Annotated in this window: 16 protein-coding genes; 5 read left to right on the top strand and 11 right to left on the bottom strand. The window is 71.6% G+C overall.

Translation table 11 applies throughout. From position 1 onward, the window contains the following. Positions 1–70 precede the first annotated feature (70 nt). Complete coding sequence (locus ACIBQZ_RS20715; RefSeq protein ID WP_396090354.1) at positions 71–1,912, top strand: DEAD/DEAH box helicase; 1,842 nt, start codon at positions 71–73, stop codon at positions 1,910–1,912. A gap of 84 nt (positions 1,913–1,996) precedes the next feature. Continuing rightward, on the top strand, positions 1,997–2,617 hold the full coding sequence (locus tag ACIBQZ_RS20720; protein WP_396090355.1) for a putative glycolipid-binding domain-containing protein: 621 nt from the start codon (positions 1,997–1,999) through the stop codon (positions 2,615–2,617). Here ACIBQZ_RS20720 and ACIBQZ_RS20725 read toward each other — a convergent pair. The 3 genes from ACIBQZ_RS20725 to ACIBQZ_RS20735 all read right to left on the bottom strand — a co-directional run bounded on the left by ACIBQZ_RS20725 (position 2,614) and on the right by ACIBQZ_RS20735 (position 5,762). Further along, complete coding sequence (locus ACIBQZ_RS20725) at positions 2,614–4,128, bottom strand: hypothetical protein (protein ID WP_396090356.1); 1,515 nt, start codon at positions 4,126–4,128, stop codon at positions 2,614–2,616. The two genes, ACIBQZ_RS20720 and ACIBQZ_RS20725, sit on opposite strands and share 4 nt — an antisense overlap. A gap of 74 nt (positions 4,129–4,202) precedes the next feature. Then, positions 4,203–5,297, bottom strand: coding sequence for a PLP-dependent cysteine synthase family protein (locus ACIBQZ_RS20730; RefSeq protein WP_396090357.1), 1,095 nt, complete (start codon positions 5,295–5,297; stop codon positions 4,203–4,205). 3 nt (positions 5,298–5,300) lie between these two features. Next, a complete protein-coding gene (locus ACIBQZ_RS20735; RefSeq protein ID WP_396090358.1) occupies positions 5,301–5,762 on the bottom strand; it encodes an Lrp/AsnC family transcriptional regulator in 462 nt (153 codons plus the stop codon). A 221-nt stretch (positions 5,763–5,983) separates the two neighbouring features. Here ACIBQZ_RS20735 and ACIBQZ_RS20740 point away from each other — a divergent pair, with 221 nt between their 5' ends. Then, positions 5,984–6,259: a BldC family transcriptional regulator gene (locus tag ACIBQZ_RS20740; protein WP_125808202.1), complete on the top strand. Its 276-nt coding sequence runs from the start codon at positions 5,984–5,986 to the stop codon at positions 6,257–6,259. 24 nt (positions 6,260–6,283) lie between these two features. On the opposite strand, the gene ACIBQZ_RS20745 is transcribed toward ACIBQZ_RS20740, so the two are convergent. Genes ACIBQZ_RS20745 through ACIBQZ_RS20765 form a run of 5 tightly spaced genes read right to left on the bottom strand, consistent with a single transcriptional unit; the run spans position 6,284 to position 10,785 of the window. Beyond that, the gene (locus tag ACIBQZ_RS20745) at positions 6,284–6,904 is read right to left on the bottom strand and encodes a UbiX family flavin prenyltransferase (RefSeq protein ID WP_396090359.1); all 621 of its coding nucleotides are present in this window, start codon (positions 6,902–6,904) and stop codon (positions 6,284–6,286) included. A gap of 16 nt (positions 6,905–6,920) precedes the next feature. After that, entirely contained in the window at positions 6,921–7,916 is a 996-nt protein-coding gene (locus tag ACIBQZ_RS20750; RefSeq protein ID WP_396090360.1) for a hypothetical protein, read from the bottom strand. Continuing rightward, on the bottom strand, positions 7,897–8,424 hold the full coding sequence (locus tag ACIBQZ_RS20755; RefSeq protein ID WP_396090361.1) for a SigE family RNA polymerase sigma factor: 528 nt from the start codon (positions 8,422–8,424) through the stop codon (positions 7,897–7,899). The genes ACIBQZ_RS20750 and ACIBQZ_RS20755 overlap by 20 nt, the downstream gene beginning before the upstream one ends. 31 nt (positions 8,425–8,455) lie before the next feature. Further along, positions 8,456–9,346, bottom strand: coding sequence for a menaquinone biosynthesis prenyltransferase MqnP (gene mqnP, locus ACIBQZ_RS20760; protein ID WP_396090362.1), 891 nt, complete (start codon positions 9,344–9,346; stop codon positions 8,456–8,458). Beyond that, complete coding sequence (locus ACIBQZ_RS20765) at positions 9,325–10,785, bottom strand: menaquinone biosynthesis decarboxylase (RefSeq protein ID WP_396090363.1); 1,461 nt, start codon at positions 10,783–10,785, stop codon at positions 9,325–9,327. The genes mqnP and ACIBQZ_RS20765 overlap by 22 nt, the downstream gene beginning before the upstream one ends. 122 nt (positions 10,786–10,907) lie before the next feature. Between ACIBQZ_RS20765 and ACIBQZ_RS20770 the strand changes: the two genes are divergently transcribed. Continuing rightward, positions 10,908–11,777, top strand: coding sequence for a hypothetical protein (locus ACIBQZ_RS20770; protein WP_396090364.1), 870 nt, complete (start codon positions 10,908–10,910; stop codon positions 11,775–11,777). On the opposite strand, the gene ACIBQZ_RS20775 is transcribed toward ACIBQZ_RS20770, so the two are convergent. From ACIBQZ_RS20775 to ACIBQZ_RS20785, 3 genes are all read right to left on the bottom strand, one after another. Then, positions 11,774–12,796 (bottom strand): LacI family DNA-binding transcriptional regulator, encoded by a 1,023-nt coding sequence (locus ACIBQZ_RS20775; protein ID WP_396090365.1) that lies wholly within the window; start codon positions 12,794–12,796, stop codon positions 11,774–11,776. The two genes, ACIBQZ_RS20770 and ACIBQZ_RS20775, sit on opposite strands and share 4 nt — an antisense overlap. Beyond that, positions 12,793–14,358 carry an alpha-amylase family glycosyl hydrolase gene (locus tag ACIBQZ_RS20780; RefSeq protein ID WP_396090366.1) on the bottom strand — a complete coding sequence of 522 codons (1,566 nt, stop codon included), beginning with the start codon at positions 14,356–14,358 and terminating at the stop codon, positions 12,793–12,795. Before ACIBQZ_RS20780 ends, ACIBQZ_RS20775 begins: the two co-directional genes overlap by 4 nt. 147 nt (positions 14,359–14,505) lie before the next feature. Beyond that, the gene (locus ACIBQZ_RS20785; RefSeq protein ID WP_396090367.1) at positions 14,506–15,480 is read right to left on the bottom strand and encodes a LacI family DNA-binding transcriptional regulator; all 975 of its coding nucleotides are present in this window, start codon (positions 15,478–15,480) and stop codon (positions 14,506–14,508) included. 1,075 nt (positions 15,481–16,555) lie between these two features. Here ACIBQZ_RS20785 and ACIBQZ_RS20790 point away from each other — a divergent pair. Next, positions 16,556–17,209 (top strand): helix-turn-helix domain-containing protein, encoded by a 654-nt coding sequence (locus tag ACIBQZ_RS20790; RefSeq protein ID WP_396090368.1) that lies wholly within the window; start codon positions 16,556–16,558, stop codon positions 17,207–17,209. Positions 17,210–18,213: the final 1,004 nt, after the last annotated feature.

Genomic DNA, 18,213 nt, shown 5'->3' on the forward strand with positions numbered 1-18,213 from the left:
ATTTCAGCGGCCGGCTGTTGGTAGCCGCGGCGGGCCATTCGCGAGCATGCGCCCCCGTAGAGAGGCTCTCTTGACCACTTTCGCTGACCCCAGCACGTTCCCGTCCGTTGAAGAAGTTCTCGCCGACTCCGGCGACACCCTCAGCACCGACGCTCCCGAGGCCACTCAGGTCACCCCTGACGCCGAGGTGGAGCTGATCGCTGCCCCCGCCGTGCCCACCTTCGCCGAGCTCGGTGTGCCCGCCGAGCTTGTCCGGGTGCTGAGCCGCGAGGGCATCACCGCCCCGTTCGAGATCCAGGCCGCCACCATGCCCGACGCCCTCGCCGGCCGGGACGTGCTGGGCCGGGGTCAGACGGGCTCCGGCAAGACGCTGGCGTTCGGCCTGCCGCTGCTGGCCCGCGTGGCCAAGAGCGGCCGGGCGCTGCCGCACCACCCCAAGGCCCTGATCCTGGTGCCGACCCGCGAGCTGGCCATGCAGGTGGCCGATGCGCTCACCCCGCTGGGCCGCTCGGTGGGTGTGTTCCTCAAGACCGCCGTCGGCGGCGTGCCGTACGACCGGCAGATGGACGCGCTGCGGCGCGGCGTCGAGGTCATCGTGGCGACCCCGGGCCGCCTCGGCGACCTGATCGAGCGGGGCGCGTGCAAGCTCGACGCGATCGAGGTCACCGTCCTGGACGAGGCCGACCAGATGGCCGACATGGGCTTCCTGCCCGAGGTCACCGAGCTGCTCTCGAAGACCCCGGCCGGCACGCAGCGGCTGCTCTTCTCGGCGACGCTCGACGGTGACGTCGACGCGCTGGTCCGGCGGTTCATGAACGACCCGGTGACGCACTCCACCAACCCGGCGGAGGCCAGCGTCTCCACGATGGAGCACCACATGCTCCTGATCCCGCCGCACGACAAGTTCCCGATCACCGCCTCGATCGCCAACCGGGAGGGCAAGACGATCGTCTTCGCCCGCACCCAGATGGGCGTCGACCGGCTGGTCGACCAGCTCGCGGCGGTCGGTGTGCGCGCCGGTGCGCTGCACGGCGGCAAGACCCAGCGGGTCCGCACCCGCACGCTGGCCGAGTTCAAGGAAGGCCGGACCAACGTGCTGGTCGCCACGGACGTCGCGGCTCGCGGCATCCACGTCGACGGCATCTCGCTGGTCATGCACGTGGACCCGCCGAAGGACCCGAAGGACTACCTGCACCGCGCGGGCCGCACGGCGCGCGCCGGTGAGTCCGGCGCGGTCGTGACGCTGGTGCTGCCCAAGCAGCGCCGCACCACGGCGTCGATGATGCTCAAGGCCGGTGTCACGCCGGGCGAGCTGCGCGTGCGCCTCGGCGACGACCAGCTGGCCACGGTCACCGGTGCCCGCGAGCCCAGTGGCGTGCCGGTGAAGCTCGAGCCCGAGCCGCGCGAGCGTGGCGACCGGCCGCGTCGCTTCGGTGACCGGCCGCAGCGTGCCGGCTACGGCGACCGCCCGCGCACCGGCAGCTACGGCGACCGGCCGCGCACCGGCGGGGACCGTTCGTTCGGCGACCGCCCGCGGGGCAGCTTCAGCGGCGGCACCGGTGGCGGCGAGCGCAGCTACGGCGACCGCCCGCGCGGTGGCGAGCAGCGCTCGTTCGGCGACCGGGACCGTTCGTTCGGTGACCGCCCCCGTGGCGAGCAGCGCACCTACGGCGACCGCCCGGCGGGCGAGCGCACCTACGCCGACCGTCCGGCGACCGACCGTCCGGCTGCTGCCGGCGACCGTCCGACCGGTGACCGCACCTTCGGTGACCGCCAGCGGGGCTACGGCGACCGCACGGCGCGCAACCTGGGTGAGCGGCCCGCTGCCTTCCGGCGCGAGCCGAGCCGCAACGACCGGCGGGAGACCGGCAACGGCCGCCTCTCGACCGGCCGTCCGGCGCACACCCACTGATCCACCGCACTTCCCCTGAAGGCCTCGGCGCTCCGCGTCGGGGCCTTCGGCGTGTCGGGGCAGCGGAACGGGTAGACATGGGACATGGCCGTACTACCGGGTTCTCTGTTCTGGGTTCGTCGCGACACCTCCGGCGCCGAGCATGCGCTGGTGGAGGCGCATGCCGGCCTGCACGCTCGCGGCACCGCGCTCGCCGTCGACCCGATTCCCTACACCGCCCGCTACGAGCTGCGCACCGGCGCGGACTGGGTCACCACCACGCTCGAGGTGAGCACCGAAGGCGCGGGCTGGAGCCGGACGCTGCGGCTGGAGTCCGAGGACGGGCGCTGGCGGCTGCACACCGCCGAGCGGGGTGATCTCGATGCGGCGCTGACCGCCTCCGGTCACGCCGGCACCGGCCTGCCCGGCAGCGCGGACCCCGACCTGCTGTACGGCGCCTTCGACGTCGACCTGACCGGCTCGCCGCTGACCAACACGCTGCCGATCCGGCGGCTGAAGCTGCTCAAGGCCGAACCGGGAGTGGCCCACCGGGTCAGCGTCGCCTGGGTGCTGCTGCCCAGCCTGGAGGTCGTGCAGGCGGACCAGATCTACACGTCGCTGGGCGACGGGCGGGTGCGGTTCGCCAGCGAGACGTTCAGCGCGGACCTGACCGTGGACGACGAGGGCTTCGTCGTGGAATATCCGGGGCTGGCCGAGCGGGCCTAGACCCGGTCGCGGATCCAGGCCATGCAGGTCTTGTCGACGCTCGCGAAGGGCTTGCCGAACGCCTCCCGCGAGGCCGGGTCGAGGTCGCGGTTCTCCCGCAGGTAGAGCCGGACGAAGGTGAAGAGCGCGCCCTGGCCGTACTTGCGGGCCAGGCAGTCGGCGGTGAAGTGGCCGAGGCCGTAGAACGCGTCGCTCGCGTCCGGGCCGGCGTCCTCCCCGGGGGCGCGGGCGGCGATCGACTTGGGGCGCTTGCTGCTGCTGAGCAGGGCACGGACCGCCGAGCGTCGCCAGCTGGCCGTGGCCGGGCGCGGATACCAGCCGATGTACTCGGCGATGCCCTCCTCCAGCCACATGTCGCCGGTGCCGCCGCTGGTCCGGTACGCCCCGCCCAGGGTCACCACGTGGCCCAGCTCGTGCTGCATGGTGGTGGCGAGCACCTCGCTGTCGGTGCGTACCGCGGAGATGTTGAGCACGACGTCGCTGCCGGAGTCGCTGAGCGGCATCGCGTAGCCGATCACCCACTTGTCGGTGATGCCGCCGTACCAGGTCTTCCACTGCTTGGCGCCGGCCACGTACACCCGGTATTTCTGCTGCGGGTTGGCCACCAGGCCGGCGAAGCGGTCGTTGACGACCGCGGCCTTCTCGGCCGCCGCGAGCACCTGCCGGAAGTATTTGCGCTCGCTGCGGGCGCCTGCCACGGTGACCCGCTTGCCGGACAGGAAGGCCAGGTCGCCGGTCTCCCAGGGGGTGGGCTGCTGGCGGTCGCGGTCCTTCTGCGCGGTCAGCTTGGCGATCAGGTAGCGGTTGCCGACCTTCTTGAGGGTCAGCTGCTGGGTGATCGTGGGCGGGCCGTCCGAGGCGTTGTCCTTCTCCTCCGGGCACTTGTCGGTGGCGAAGCAGTATTCGACCTCGGTGGTCACGTCGACCGTGCCGCGCTTGGCGTCCACCGGGTCGACGGAGGTGTGGTAGACGAAGTGGCTGACGCCCAGCCCGCGCAGCGAGCGGAACATGGCGCGGTAGCGCGAGCGGAGCTTGGCCTGCCCGGGGTCGACGGCGGCCAGCCAGCCCTTCTCGTCACCGGCCAGCAGCGCTGTCGCCTGGGCCTCCAGCGCCGCGTCGGCGGCGTCGGAGGGCGTCAGCGAGCTGTGCGCGGCGGTGGGCTCCGGCCCGGCCGCCGCGGCCCGGTCGTTGAGGGACAGCGGCGTCCGGTTCACGTACACGAATCCGGCGCCGACCGCGAGCGCCGCGACCAGGGTGAGCGCGCCGCCGATGAGCAGGCCACGGCCCCGGCGGGACGGCTGCGGCAGCGGCAGCGGCAGCGGCGCGACGGGCAGCGGATAGGTCGGCGGGAAGTATTCACCGGGCGGCGGCGTCCGCTGGCCGGGGATCCACGCATTGGGTGGCGCGGACCACGGGCCGGGTGGCACGGCACGCTGGGACGGGATCGAGGGTGGCACGGGCGGCGCGGCTCGGGGATCCGGTGCTGCGGGGACTTCCTCGGCGTCGTGCACTGCGCTCCTCGAACCCGAAACCCGTGACAGAACTCAGATCCTCCCAGGTCCGCGGCCGCGGCGCTGCCCCCGTTTCAGGCAGGCTGCCACACCCCGGTGGCCAGGAACATGTCAATCGCCGCCAGGTGTGGTGCCAGCGTGATGCCCTGCGCCTCGACCCAGGCATCCGAGTAGTACGTGTCCGCGTACCGCTCGCCGCCGTCGCAGATCAGCGTGACCACCGAGCCTTGCTGCCCGGCCGCCAGCATCTCCGCGATCAGCCCGAAGGCGCCGCACAGGTTCGTACCGGTGGAGCCGCCGACGTGGCGGCCGAGCACCGCCGAGCCGGCCCGCATCGCGGCCAGCGACGCCGCGTCCGGCACCTGCACCATCCGGTCGACCACGGCCGGCTGGAAGGACGCCTCGACGCGAGGTCGGCCGATGCCCTCGATGCGCGAGCCGCGGCCGGTGGACACCGTCCAGTCGCCCGAGACGTAGGCCGGCCAGAACGCCGAGCCCTCCGGGTCGACCACGCACAGCTTGGTGCGCAGCTGCCGGTAGCGGGCGTACCGGCCGATGGTCGCGCTGGTGCCGCCGGTGCCGGCGCCGACCACGACCCACGCCGGTACGGGATGCCGCTCCAACGCGAGCTGCAGGTAGATCGACTCGGCGATGTTGTTGTTGCCCCGCCAGTCGGTGGCGCGCTCGGCGTGGGTGAACTGGTCCATGAAGTGACCGCCGAGGTCGGCCGCCAGCGCCCGGGCCGCCGCGACCACCGCCGTCGGGTCGGCGACCAGATGACACTTGCCGCCCTGGAACTCGATGAGCGAGATCTTCTCCGGCGACGTGCTCGCCGGCATCACCGCGATGAACTCCAGCCCGAGCATCCGGGCGAAGTACGCCTCGCTGACCGCGGTCGAGCCGGAGGACGCCTCGACCACCGGGGTGTGCGGGCCGATCCAGCCGTTGCAGAGGGCGTACAGGAAGAGCGAGCGGGCGAGCCGGTGCTTGAGCGAACCGGTCGGGTGCGAGGACTCGTCCTTGAGGTAGAGGTCGATGCCCCAGGCGCGGGGCAGCGGGAACGGCAGCAGGTGGGTGTCGGCCGAACGGTTCGCGTCGGCCTCCACGAGCCTGATCGCCTCGCGCGCCCAGTCGCGCGCGGCGTCGTCACAGCGGTTGTGCTGCTCCATGGCTCAACCTACCGCCGGGTCGAGCCCGGACTGGGGGCGGTTCTCCCATTTGGTGCTCAGCGCGATGGCCGTCCGGGTGGAGGCGACCCCCCGGGTCCGGTTGATCCGCACGATCAGCTGCTCCAGCTCGGCGATCGTGCCCACCCGGACGGTGAGCTGGTATGACTCCACGCCCGCCATGAAGTAGCAGGATTCGATCTCCGGCATCACCCGCAACGCGGACAGGACGTCGTCGGTGTCGGCGCCGGAGTCCTCCACGATGCCGATCAGGGCGGTCACGCCCAGCCCGATGGCGTCGTGGTCGACCTCGGCGCGGTACGCCCGGATCGTGCCGGCGGCTTCCAGCTTGCCCACCCGCTCGTGCACCGCGGGCGCGGAGAGACCCACCTGCCGGGCGAGTTCCGCGTACGAGGAGCGGGCGTTCTCCCGCAGGAGGTCGATCAGGCGCAGGTCGATGGCGTCCATGGCATCAGAGGTTAGTGCGACACATCCTGGTACCTCACGCCCGGTAGCGATCGCGGATCGCCAGACGGAGCAAGGATAATGGTCAACGTCGCAATCGGGGCTTTTTCCGCATTTCAGCGACTTGCTGTTTTTGGCGATGCTCTAATGGCACTACGTCCCGATCGAGCACGCCGACACTCACTGTGACCAACGGCGCTCCAACACGACGCGAGGAGAGGGCCGTGGACACAGGAGATCGACTGCTGACGCCCGGGGAGGTGGCCGCGCTGTTCCGGGTGGACCCGAAGACGGTCACCCGCTGGGCGGCCGCCGGACGTATCGGCAGTATCCGCACTCCGGGTGGCCACCGCCGGTTCCGCGAGTCCGAGGTGCGCGCGTTGCTCGAGGGCGACGGCGTGGTCGAGGAGATGCGCGAGGACGATGCCGCCAATCGCCCGCGGAACGGCGGTCCGACCAATCCGGGGCAGAGTTACGGCCCGCCCAACGGATTGCGCTGAGCCCGCGTAAAAGACATTCCGCGGCTATCGCCCCGATCCCAATTCCCCGGCCCACCGGGTGAAGAGCTCATGGGGTACGCCGAGCGCGTCCAGCACCTTGCCCGCCACGAAGTCGACCAGTTGGGCCGCGGTCGCCTGCGCGCCGGAACCGTAGAAGCCGGGGCTGGCGGGCAGGACCACCGCGCCGGCGTCGTGCAGGGCGATCAGGTGCTCCAGGTGACTGCGGGTCACCGGCGTCTCCCGGGGCACCACGACCGTACGGCGGCGCTCCTTGAGGTTGACCTCGGCGGCCCGCTGGAGCAGGTCCTTGGACAGCCCGATCGCGATGCCCGCGCAGGCGGCCGTGCTGGCCGGCACGACCGCCATCCCCTGGGCCGGGTACGAGCCACTGCTCGGCCCGGCCGCCAGGTCGCCCGTGGGCCAGTAGCTCAGGTCGCCGAGCTCACGGCCCAGCCAGGTCGCCACGTCGTCCTTCCAGTGCGCGTCCCGTACGGTCGCCCCGGTCTCGTCCAGCAGGGTGAGCCGGGCGGCCCGGGAGATCACCAGGTCCACGGACTCGCCGGCGTCCAGCAGTGCGGTCAGCACGGCCCGGGCGTAGGGCGTACCGGAAGCTCCTGAGACACCGACGATCCATGGCCTGCGCATTCCCCAAGCATGCCTCTCAGCCGGCCGCCGAGGTCAGCGGGTACCAGGTGCCGGGGTCGTCCGGGACCGCGAAGGTCGCGCCCTTGACCAGCGCGAGCAGGTCGGCGGTGGACGTGCCGGGGCCGCCGGCCGCCTCGATCTGCACCTTGCCGTCGGCGGAGTCGCGGTAGCAGCGGTCGCCCCGGCAGTAACCGGCGGGCTGCACCGCGGGCGGGACCTCCTGGCCGTACTCGCGGGGGTAGACCCGGACCTCCACGGCCTGGACGCCCGGTCCGGGGTCGGCCAGGACGTCCGGCAGGTTCCGGTACGACACGTCGCCCTTCACCAGGCGCAGGTAGGAGCCGTTGGGCAGGGCGCTGCGGCCCGTCGCGTCGTTCGCCCGTCCCCCGCTGTCGAGGGTGAAGCCGGCCGGCACCGTGGTGAGCTTGAACCCCACCGTCGGCGTTCGCGGCGCGGTGGACCGCAGACCGGCCGCGACCGCGATCAGCTGCGCCCGGGTGAGCCGGGCCTGCCAGGTCCGTACGACAGCCCAGGCATCCTCGGCGTACTCCCAGGCGACCGCGTCCGGCCGGGACCGGCCGGTGACCCCACCGACGGGCACGGCCGTACCGGTGGCGAAACCGGCCGGGTCGAAGACGCCGGGGCGGAAGACGGTGACCGTGCCGCGCACGGCCGGCTTCGCCCCCTTCTTGGTGGTCGGGCCGATGACCTGGGCGATCTGGTAGCCGGGTGAGACCTGGACCGCCTCGGTGACGGTGAGCGGACCGGCCTCGTAGCTCTGGATGGTGGCGGTGAGATCGCCGCCGGCGTAGTCGAAGTCGGGGCCCGGCAGCAGGCGGGGCAGGGCGATCACCGCGGCCACCGCGACCACCGCGGCCACCGCTGCGGTGGCCCAGGCGGCGCGGCGGCGGCGCAGGCGGCGGCCGGCCCGCACCGCGTCCTCGACGCCGTACCGCGGCGCCGGGGCGTCGGCCTTCGCGGCCTCCAGCAGGTCAGACAGTCTTCGCTGCACGGTTCCCCTCCTCACAGTCCGCGGCGAGGTCGGCGCCGAGGACCTTCCGCAGGGTTGCCAGTCCCCGGGACGTGTAGACCTTGACGGTGCCCTCCGGGCTACCGACGATCTCCGCGGTCTGCTGGACGCTCAGCCCTTCCAGGAAGCGCAGCACGAGCACCGCCCGCTGCTTGACCGGCAGGTGCCGCAGCGCCGCGCGCAACTGCAGGCGGTCGTCGACCGCGGCGGTGCCGTCGGCCAGGGCCGGCTCGGGCAGGGCGTGACTGAGCGGCTGCTCCCGGCGCCACCACGGCCTGCGGGTCTCGTCGATCGCCGCCCGGACCACCGCGGTCCGCGAGTACCTGTCCGGGTTCTCGATACGCGGCCACTTGACGTACATCCTGGCCAGCACGGTGAGGACGGCGTCCTCCGCGGCCTGCCAGTCGCCACAGGTCAGGTACGCGAGCCCGCGCAGGCGCTCCTGGCTCGTGGCGACGAAGTCCCGGAACTCCGTCTCTCTGTCGGTCACGACTGTTGGACGGAGCCGGTACGCCGCGGGGTTACAGCAGGATCAGGTCGAGGAGCGCGAAGACGAACAGGGCTATGCCCACGAAGCCGTTCGCGGTGAAGAACGCCCGGTTGACCTTCGACAGGTCGTGCTCGGTGACCACGATGTGCTGGTAGACGAACGCCACCGCGGTCAGCCCCAGGCCCACCCACCACAGCCAGCCGAGGCCGACGAGCTGGCCGAACCAGACGAACAGCGCGAAGGTCAGCACGTGCGTGGCGGTGGAGATGCGCAGCGCCGTCCGGACACCGAAGCGGGCCGGCGTGGAGTGCACCCCGATCCGCCGGTCGACCTCCACGTCCTGGCACGCGTAGATGATGTCGAAGCCGCCGATCCACAGCCCGACCGCGACGCCGAGCACCCAGGCCGGGCCCGAGCCGTCGAACGTGCCGGTGATCGCCAGCCACGCGCCGACCGGTGCGACAGCCTGCGCCAGCGCCAACACGTAGTGCGGGAAGTTCGTGAACCTCTTCGCGTACGGGTAGATCACGAGCGGGACCACCGCGAGCGGTGACAGCAGCAGGCAGAGCGGGTTGAGCAGGCCGGCGGCCAGGAAGAGCACCACCAGGGAGACGGCCGCGCCGGTCCAGGCCGTGCGCACGCTCACCGCGCCGGTGACCAGCTCGCGGTTCTGGGTGCGCGGGTTCAGCGCGTCGATCTTCCGGTCCAGGATCCGGTTGGCCGCCATGGCGAAGGTCCGGCCCGCCACCATGGCGATGGTGATCAGCAGCAGGTCCAGCCACCGGTAGTCGCCGTCCATCGCGACAAACGCCGACAGGTACGCGAACGGCAGCGCGAAGACCGAGTGCTCGATCGCCACCAGGCGCAGGAACGAACGCACCCGGCTCGGGGCGGCCACCGTCACAGCCCGTACTCCTTCCACCGCTTGTCGACCAGCGCGACCACCTCGTCCGCCATGGTCATCTCTTCCGGCCAGCCCCGGGTGTAGCCCTCGGCGGGCAGCTTACGGGTCGCGTCGAGGCCCGCCTTGCCACCCCAGAACTGCTGGTAGGAGGCGTGGTCGAGGTGGTCCACCGGGCCCTGGGTGATGAGCAGGTCGTGGTTGTAGTCGACGTTGCCGAACGCCCGGAACGCCACCTCGTGGTAGTCGTGCACGTCGCAGTCCTCGTCGACGACCACGATGAGCTTGGACAGCGACATCAGGTGCGCGCCCCAGACCGCGTTCATGATCTTCTGCGCGTGCTTCGGGTAGCGCTTGCGGATCGACACGATCACGCAGTTGTGGAAGACGCCCGCCGCCGGCATGTCGTAGTCGACGATGTCCGGGATCAGCATCTTGAGCAGCGGCAGGAAGATCCGCTCGGTGGCCTTGCCCAGGCCGTGGTCCTCCTGCGGCGGCTTGCTGGTGACGATCGACTGGTAGACCGGCTGCTTGCGCATGGTCATGCACTCGATGTGCAGCACCGGGAACGGCTCGACCGGCGTGTAGAAGCCGGTGTGGTCGCCGAACGGCCCCTCGGGCGCCCGCTCCCCCGGCTCCAGGTAGCCCTCGAGGATGATCTGCGCCTGCGCGGGCACCTGGAGCGGCACGGTCAGGCAGTCGACCATCTCGACCCGCTCGCCGCGCAGGAAGCCGGCGAACAGGTACTCGTCGATGTCGCCGGGCAGCGGGGCGCTGGCCGCGTAGCTGACCACCGGGTCGCAGCCGATCGCGACGGCCACCGGCAGCCGCTCGCCGCGCCGCTCGGCGACCGCGTGGTGCGCGGTCGAGTCCTTGTGGATCTGCCAGTGCATGCCCAGCGTGTTCTTCGAGTGCTGCTGGAGCCGGTACAGGCCGAGGTTGCGCTTGCCGGTCTCCGGGTGCTTGGTGTGGGTCAGCCCGTAGTTGTGGAAGATGCCGCCGTCGCCGGGCCAGACCTGCAGGCCGGGCAGCTTGCCCAGGTCGACCTCGTCGCCCTTGAGCACCACCTCCTGGCAGGGTGCGCTCTTGACCTTCTTCGGCGGCACCGACTTGAGCTGCAGCACCTTGCCGATGCCCTCGCGGATGCCGGACCAGCCGACCGGCAGCTCGGGCTGGATCAGCGAGCCGATCCGGTTGCCGACCTCGTCCAGGGTGTCCACCCCGAGCGCCATCGCCATCCGCTTCTCGGTGCCGAAGAGGTTGACCACGATCGGCATGTCACCGCGGGTCGGCCGCTCGAAGAGCAGGGCCGGCCCGCCGGCCCGCACGGTCCGGGTGACGATCTCGCTGATCTCCAGCGTGGGATCGACGGGGACCCGGACCCGGCGCAGCTCACCGGCTGCCTCCAGGGCCGAGATGAAGCTCTGCAGATCGTGGTACGGGAAGCCCTTCGCAGCCATGCACCCAGTCTCGCACCACGGGACGGCCGGTGATCAGCGGGCGGGAACCGTCACCGGGGGATCTCGTGCCGCGTTGGGTCAGAGATGTGGTTTCCGCGCTGGTCAGGGGCGAGGTGGGTGGCTTGAAGTTCCGGTCCGTGGCGCGTTGGTGTGCCCTGGCAGGCCTGGTCACGGTGCTGGGTCCGGCCGATCCGGCGGTCTCGCACCACCGCGATCGGCTGCCCAAGTGCCCCCGCGGTGAGGCGTCTGTCACAGCACCGACCGAACCGGCCGGCCGGTACAGCCGCCGGGCCTGCCGGGCCGCCGGACCGGTGCTGGAATCCGGCGTCCGGCTCGACCGGATGCGCGAGCGCGCCACCCCGAGCGGCTACCACCACCTGGGTGCGGGCACCGGCGGCGAGTGGGGCGGCGTCTCCGGCCGGGTCGCGATCGTGGACGGCGCGGTCCGGCGCAACACGTACGACTTCGTGGCGGCCCGCTTCATGGTCAAGCGCGACCTGGGCGCCGGCTCCATCGCCTGGCTGGAGGCCGGCTGGGCGGAGACCGGCTGGGCCGGGGCGGGCCGCCAGCACATCTACACGTTCAACACCAACACCAAGACCTGGCAGTTCTACGACCAGTACCAGCTCAAGCCGGGCGACAAGGTCTGGCTGGACCTGCGCACCGACGCGGACAACGTCTGGCAGGCCTGGCTCTGGTGGAACAACCGGTGGAACCTGCTGACCGCGCAGCAACTGCCGGTCGGCTCCCGCGCGTACGTCGAGCAGTACGTCGAGGTCCACGTCGACTCGAGCAAGCCGGCCCGGCTCGTGGTCCCGCCGGTGACCGTGGACAACGTGCGGCTGCGGCCCCCGGACGGCGGCACTGCCCGCTACTGGCGTGACGACGTCGACACCCAGATCGGCGACCTGGCCCAGCAGCGAGCCGGCGGCTTCTGCTTGAACTGGGTCACCCGCTACGACACCTGGACCGCCGGCGACTGCCCTCGCTAGGCGAGCGCCGGGTCCGGGCGGCGGGCGGCGCCGGTGGTGTTGCGGACCACCAGTTCCGGTTCGAAGAGGAACTCCTCGCCGCGGCCCGGGTGGCCGTCGATCTGGTGCAGCAGCAGGGACACCGCCGCGTGGCCCATCGCGTCCACCGGCTGGCGGATCGTGGTCAGCGGCGGGTCGGTGCAGGCCATCACGGGTGAGTCGTCGTATCCGATGATCGAGACGTCGCCCGGCACCGAGCGGCCCAGCTTGTGCGCCGCGCGGATGGCGCCGATCGCCGTCACGTCGCCGGCGCAGATCAGCGCGCCCGCGCCCGCGCCGATCAGGCGGGACGCCGCGACCTGGGCCTCCGCCATCGCGAACGGGGACCGGCCGATCAGCGCCGGGCCGTCGTGCCCGTGCCGCTCGCGGGCGGCCAGGTACGCCGCCAGCTTGCGCGCGCTCGGCACGTGGTCGGCCGGGCCGAGCAGCAGCGCGATCCGGTCGTGCCCGAGCGCGGCCAGGTGCCCGTACGCCTGGTCGACACCGTGGCCGTCGTCGGTGCAGACCTGCGGGAAGCCCAGCCCCTCGACGGCCGCGTTGACCAGCACCGTGGGCAGCGACCGCTCGCGCAGCGCCGCGTAGTGGCTGTGGTCGGCGTCCGCCTGCTGGTAGAGGCCGCCGCCGAAGAGCACGCCGGACACCTGCTGCTCCAGCAGGATCGAGACGTAGTCGGCCTCCGCGACGCCGTCGACCGTACGGGTGCAGAGCACCGGGCTGAAGCCGCGCTTGGCCAGCGCGCCCGCCATCGCCTCGGCCAGCGCCGGGAAGACCGGGTTGGTCAGCTCCGGCAGGATGATGCCGACCAGCCGGGCCCGTTCGCCGCGCAGCTTGTTGGGCCGCTCGTAGCCGAGCACGTCCAGCGCGGTGAGCACCGCGTCGCGGGTGGCCTGGGAGATGCCCGGCTTGTCGTTGAGCACCCGGGAGACGGTGGCCTGACTGACCCCGACGTGCTGGGCCACATCGGCGAGTCGGCGGGTCATGCGGGCGAGTCTATGGTCCGCAGCCAGACGGCCGTGTCCGGCGGCAGCTGCCCCTCCGCCAGGGAACCGCTGCTCAGCAGCACCTGCTCGTGCGGTGGCAGCGGGACGGCGGCCGCGGACAGGTTGATCACGCAGACGAAGCCGCCCGGCCGCGCGAACGCGAGCACGTCCGCCGGCGCCTCCAGCCACGTCATCGGCCCGGCGAGGGCACGGCGGCCGGCCAGCGCGGCCCGGTACAGGGTGAGCATCGAGCCGGGGTGGTCCTGCTGGGCCGCCACGCTCAGCGCGGCCCAGGACGGCGGCTGCGGCAGCCAGCTGGGCCCGGTGAGGTCGGCCGACCAGGGCAGCGGGACGCGGCAGCCGTCGCGGCCCGGGTCCGCGCCGCCGCTGCGGGTGTACATCGGGTCGTCGCGTACCTCGTCGCTGAGGTCCTCAACCTCGGGCAGGCCCAGCTCCTCGCCCTGGTAGACGTAGACCGAGCCGGGCAGGGACGTGGTCAGCAGCGCGGCCGCGCGGGCCCGGCGGGTGCCGAGCGCGAGGTCGGTGGGCCTGCCGTGCCGGGCGCCGCGCAGCGCGAAGTCGAACGCCGTGTCGGCGCGGCCGTACCGGGTGACGTGCCGGGTGACGTCGTGATTGGACAGCACCCAGGTGCTCGGCGCGCCGACCACGGCGTGCGAGGCGAGGGTGTCATCGATGACCTTCCGGAGCGCCTTGGCGTCCCAGGGGCAGCCGAGGAAGTCGAAGTTGAACGCGGTGTGCATCTCGTCGGGCCGCAGGTAGCGGGCGAAGCGTTCGGCGTCGGCCAGCCACACCTCGCCGATCAGCGCCCGCGGCTCGGCGTACTCCTCGGCGATCCGGCGCCAGGCCCGGTAGATCTCGTGGGTGCCGTCCCGGTCGACGTACGGGTGCGGCTCGCCCTCGCGGATCTCGCCCAGCTCCGGGTCCTTGACGCACATGGCCGCCGAGTCGATCCGGATGCCGTCCACGCCGAGGTCGAACCAGAACCGCAGAATGTCCTCGAACTCGGACCGGACCTCGGGATTGTCCCAGTTGAAGTCGGGTTGTTCCGGGGCGAACAGGTGCAGATACCACTCGCCGTCGGGCACCTGCGTCCAGGCCGGGCCACCGAAGGTGGACTGCCAGTCGTTGGGCGGCAGCGGGCCCCGCCCCGTCCGGAACCAGAACCGGTCCCGGACGGGGTCCCCCGGGCGCGCACCCAGGGCCTCTTTGAACCACTCGTGCTGATCCGAGCAGTGGTTCGGCACGACATCCACGATGGAACGGATGCCGAGCTGGTGCGCTTCGGTGATGAGTTCCCGCGCCTCGTCGAGCGTGCCGAACGTCGGGTCGATGTCGCGGTAGTCGGCCACGTCGTACCCGGCGTCGGCCATCGGAGACGGGTACCACGGGCTGAACCAGATGGCGTCGATGCCCAGGTCACGCAGGTGACCGAGGCGGGCGCGGACCCCCGCCAGGTCGCCGATCCCGTCGCCGTCCGCATCCGCGAACGACCGCGGGTAGACCTGGTAGATCGCGGCCTGACGCCACCACTGGTGAGACACGAATCCCCCTGGAAGCCGCTGGATGTCCCTCCATGGGAGCGGTGGCATCGGCGTAGCCCGAGGATACGACTGCCGATGAGCGGAGTCCATAGAATTGCGCAATTTCAGGCCGTGTTCGCGGTCCCGCGTTTGCACTGTGATGCAAAGTCACGACTTCCGCGGCGCGGTCGTGCCCCGGACCACCAGTTCCGGGTCGAAGGTGATCACGTCGCCCACCGGCGGACGGCCCTCGAGCTGGGCGAGCAGGGCGGACACCGCCGCGGCGGCCATCTCGCGGACGGGCTGGCGCATCGTGGTGAGCGGCGGATCGGTCACGCCCATGAACGTCGAGTCGTCGAAGCCCACCACCGACACGTCATCCGGCACGTCCAGCCCGGCCTTGCGCACGCCCCGGATCGCGCCCAGCGCCAGCGCGTCACTGCCGCAGACCAGCCCGGTGGCGCCCTTCTCCAGCAGCCGGCTCGCCGCGGCCCGGCCGCCCTCCATCGCGAACACGGTGTGCTCCACCAGCTCCCGGTCGCCGCGGAAGCCGGCCAGCTTGCGCATCGACGGCACGTGCCCGGCCGGACCCAGGATGAGCCCGATCCGCTCGTGCCCCAGCCCGGTCAGGTGCGCGGTCGCCTGCTCGACCGCGGCCGCGTCGTCGATGCTCACCTGTGGCACCCCGAGCTTCTCGTCGGCCGCGTTGATCAGCACCATCGGCAGCCGCCGCTCGGTGAGCCGGCGGCCCTGCTCGGCGCCCGCGTCGGCGAAGCTGCCGCCGACGAAGACGATGCCGCCGACCTGGTTGGCCAGCAGCATCTGGATGTAGTGCGCCTCGGACACCCCGTCGGAGGTGCGGGTGCACAGCACCGGCACCAGGCCGAGCCGGATCAGCGAGACCCCGAGCACGTCGGCGAAGGCCGGGAAGATCGGGTTGGCCAGGTCGGGCAGCACCAGGCCGATGAGCCGGGCCCGCTCGGCGCGGACCGGCCGGGGACGGGGATAGCCGAAGACGTCGAGCGCGGTCAGCACGGCCTCCCGGGTCGCCTGCGCCACCCCGGGCCGGTCGTGCAGCACCCGGCTGACGGTCGCCTCGGAAACACCCGCGTACTGCGCCACCGCCAGGAGCCTGCTCGTCACGCGATCAGGCTACGCGTCGTGCAAACGCCTGCAAAAGTCGTGCAAACGACACGCGGATGCGTGCCGTCTGGAAAAAATCCGCAACGGTCTCACCTCGAACCGGGAATGTCACCGACGGTAATCGAGGATCGGTCGATAAGCCTCTGGTACGACTTGTCCTGAGTCATGCCACCAAGCGGACATAGCGCCGCGGCCCGGAAATCGTGAATCGGTCCGGCCGCAGCGCCCACAAATGAAGCCGCACCGAATGCCTAATACCCGGTTCGAAACCTGACCCGACACGGAATAAAACACCGGGCAGAGATCCATTACCGATAACAACGAGAAAACGATCGAGGACCGGAGAGCGCTCCCCGGAGATTTTCGCGCACCCCGGCCGATCGGCCGTCTTGATCCTTCGAAAAGACAATCGTTTTACCCGGACGGCCCTCGCCGAGGGTATGATCATTTCCGGCGGGCACACCTCGCCGCCCGCAACCGGACGATCATCATATTTATGAATCGCCTGGTGGGCCTGTTAAATGGCACCCGCGGGCCGGGCCGCCGGGTGCGCGCCCGACGATCATCGCGGGCCTTGCCTGCACCTTCGTCAGCCGGCCTGGAGATCGGACCCGCCGAACGGTAGGGTGGGCATCGCGGAAGTCGTTGAATTTCCGCTCGATGTTGCGTCTGATTGGTCTCGGGCCGGCGTCGATTCAGCAAGACCCGGAAGCGGCTGTCGTGGCAGTCTTCCGGAAGTGATCAAGGGGTCGGTTCGGTGCCCACGCGGCACGGGCCCGGCCCCTTTTTCACATATCGGCCCGCCCTACCCGACGGTAAACAAACCCTCGACTGGTGCCGCCGCGCAAGTTGCATCGGGCAACGACCTTTCCACGGGCCGAACAAGCACGACACAGCGTGGTGGAATACGGCCGTTGGCTGGTGCACAATCAACCCGGCGATGCGGTCCGCCCACGAACGGGTCGCGTCCCTTCTCTTGAGCTCCGGCCCGAGACCATTCCGTTCAGCGCAACATCACCCTAGGAGCAATGGAAGTGACACTTAGTTACAACGATCGGCGCGGAGGACGGGCGTGATGACCGTTCCGACGCAGGGATCGGATGGGCCGAACGAGGGCCGGCACCGCGCGGTGTTCGGGGAGCCCACCGGCGCGGCCGGACGGCCGACCAGCGAGGCCCTCGCGCGGGAGCACGAGGTGGCCCGGCGGCGGGCCAAGCTGATGGACCCGGAGACCGCCGTCCGGGAACTGGCCGAGCGCCTGACCTTCGCCCACGTGAACGCGGGCAAGCCGGCGCTGAGCGTGCTGAGCGAAGCCGTCCACTACAGCAAGGGCACTCTGTCCAAGGTGTTCGCCGGCAAGATGATGCCCTCCTGGCCGCTGGTCGAGAAGCTCGCCGTCGAGCTGCGGGTGCCGACCGAGACCGTGGTGCGGGAGTGGTTCCACCTCTGGACCGCGGCCAACACGTTGCGTCGCAGGCCGGGCACGGGCCGGGAACAAGTCGCGGTGCAGGCGGCGCCGGGCACGGGCGCGAGCGTGAAGGCGGCTGCCGCCGGGCCGGGCTACACCTGCCCGGAGTGCGGCACCTGGGTGGTCGACCCGGCGCTGCACACCGGATGGCACCGGCAGGTCGGGGAGCCAGGCCCGGGCGGGCCCACCGCCGGGCCGATCGGCGGGTGGGCCCTGCAGGCCCGGTCGATCAGCCTGGACCACCGGATGCTCGGCAGGTGAGGAGGGTCCCCCGCCCGTGCCGGGCGGGGGACATCTCAGGGCGTACAGCTCGGCGTGGGTGCCCTGCTCGGTGCCCCTGCCGTCGGCCATCCGTACGGTGGTGAAGCGGTGGAAGCCCAGCACCGTCACCGCGCCCTGCCGGGTGGCTGGCCGCACCTGGGACACGAAGTGGCGGGTCCAGTGCCGCGGTCGGCTCGTCCAGCAACACGCACAGAGGTGGCCGTTCCGCCGTCACCTCCCGCATCAAACGAGCGCGCCAGGGCCGGCGGCTGCCACTGGCCCAGCGACGACTCCACCCCACCGAAGGCCGCGCCGAGCTGAGCGTCCAGCCCGCCGGGCAGCCGGGTCAGCCCGGGCAGCCGGGCAGCCGGGCAGCCGGGTCAGCCGGGTCAGCCGGGTCAGCCGGGTCAGCCGGGTCAGCAACTCGGCCGCGCCGGCCCTGTCTACGGCTGCGGTGACCGCCGCCCGGTCCCGGACATGCCGGATACAGCACGCCAGAACAACTGATCCACAAGAAAGTCCAGCAAGCAGCCCCGCAGAAATCCACGCCCACCGGTCAAGCCCACCGGCGCCAAGCACAGCAGTCAGCCAGCCGACACCGCCCGAGCGGTCGGCACGACGGCCCGCCCAAGCTGCAGAAACACGAGGAAGCCGGCGAGCGCACCCGGCCCGAGGCACGAGCCGGACGACCGGACCGCGCAGCAATGTTCGCCCGCAACGAAACACCCCGCGATTCGGCAGCTATCGATCCCCACCCCCGAAGTAGACAACCCCAGAAATACATAACGATAAGACAAATCCCCACTCGGAAGGCAGATCACGACGCGAACGCGGGAGGCGGCGGGCCACGTGCAAACGCGGGAGTTTTGCCACAAAACGAACGCGGGAGGCGGGGCCCCAGGACGCCGGACTATGGGTGGCGGGGGCACGGGAGGCCCGAGGCCGCGCGAGACGGGGACGCGCGAGACGGGCACGCGCGAGACGGGCACGCGCGAGACGGGCAC

It is taken from the genome of Actinoplanes sp. NPDC049599, assembly GCF_044465625.1.
Lineage (GTDB): Bacteria > Actinomycetota > Actinomycetes > Mycobacteriales > Micromonosporaceae > Actinoplanes.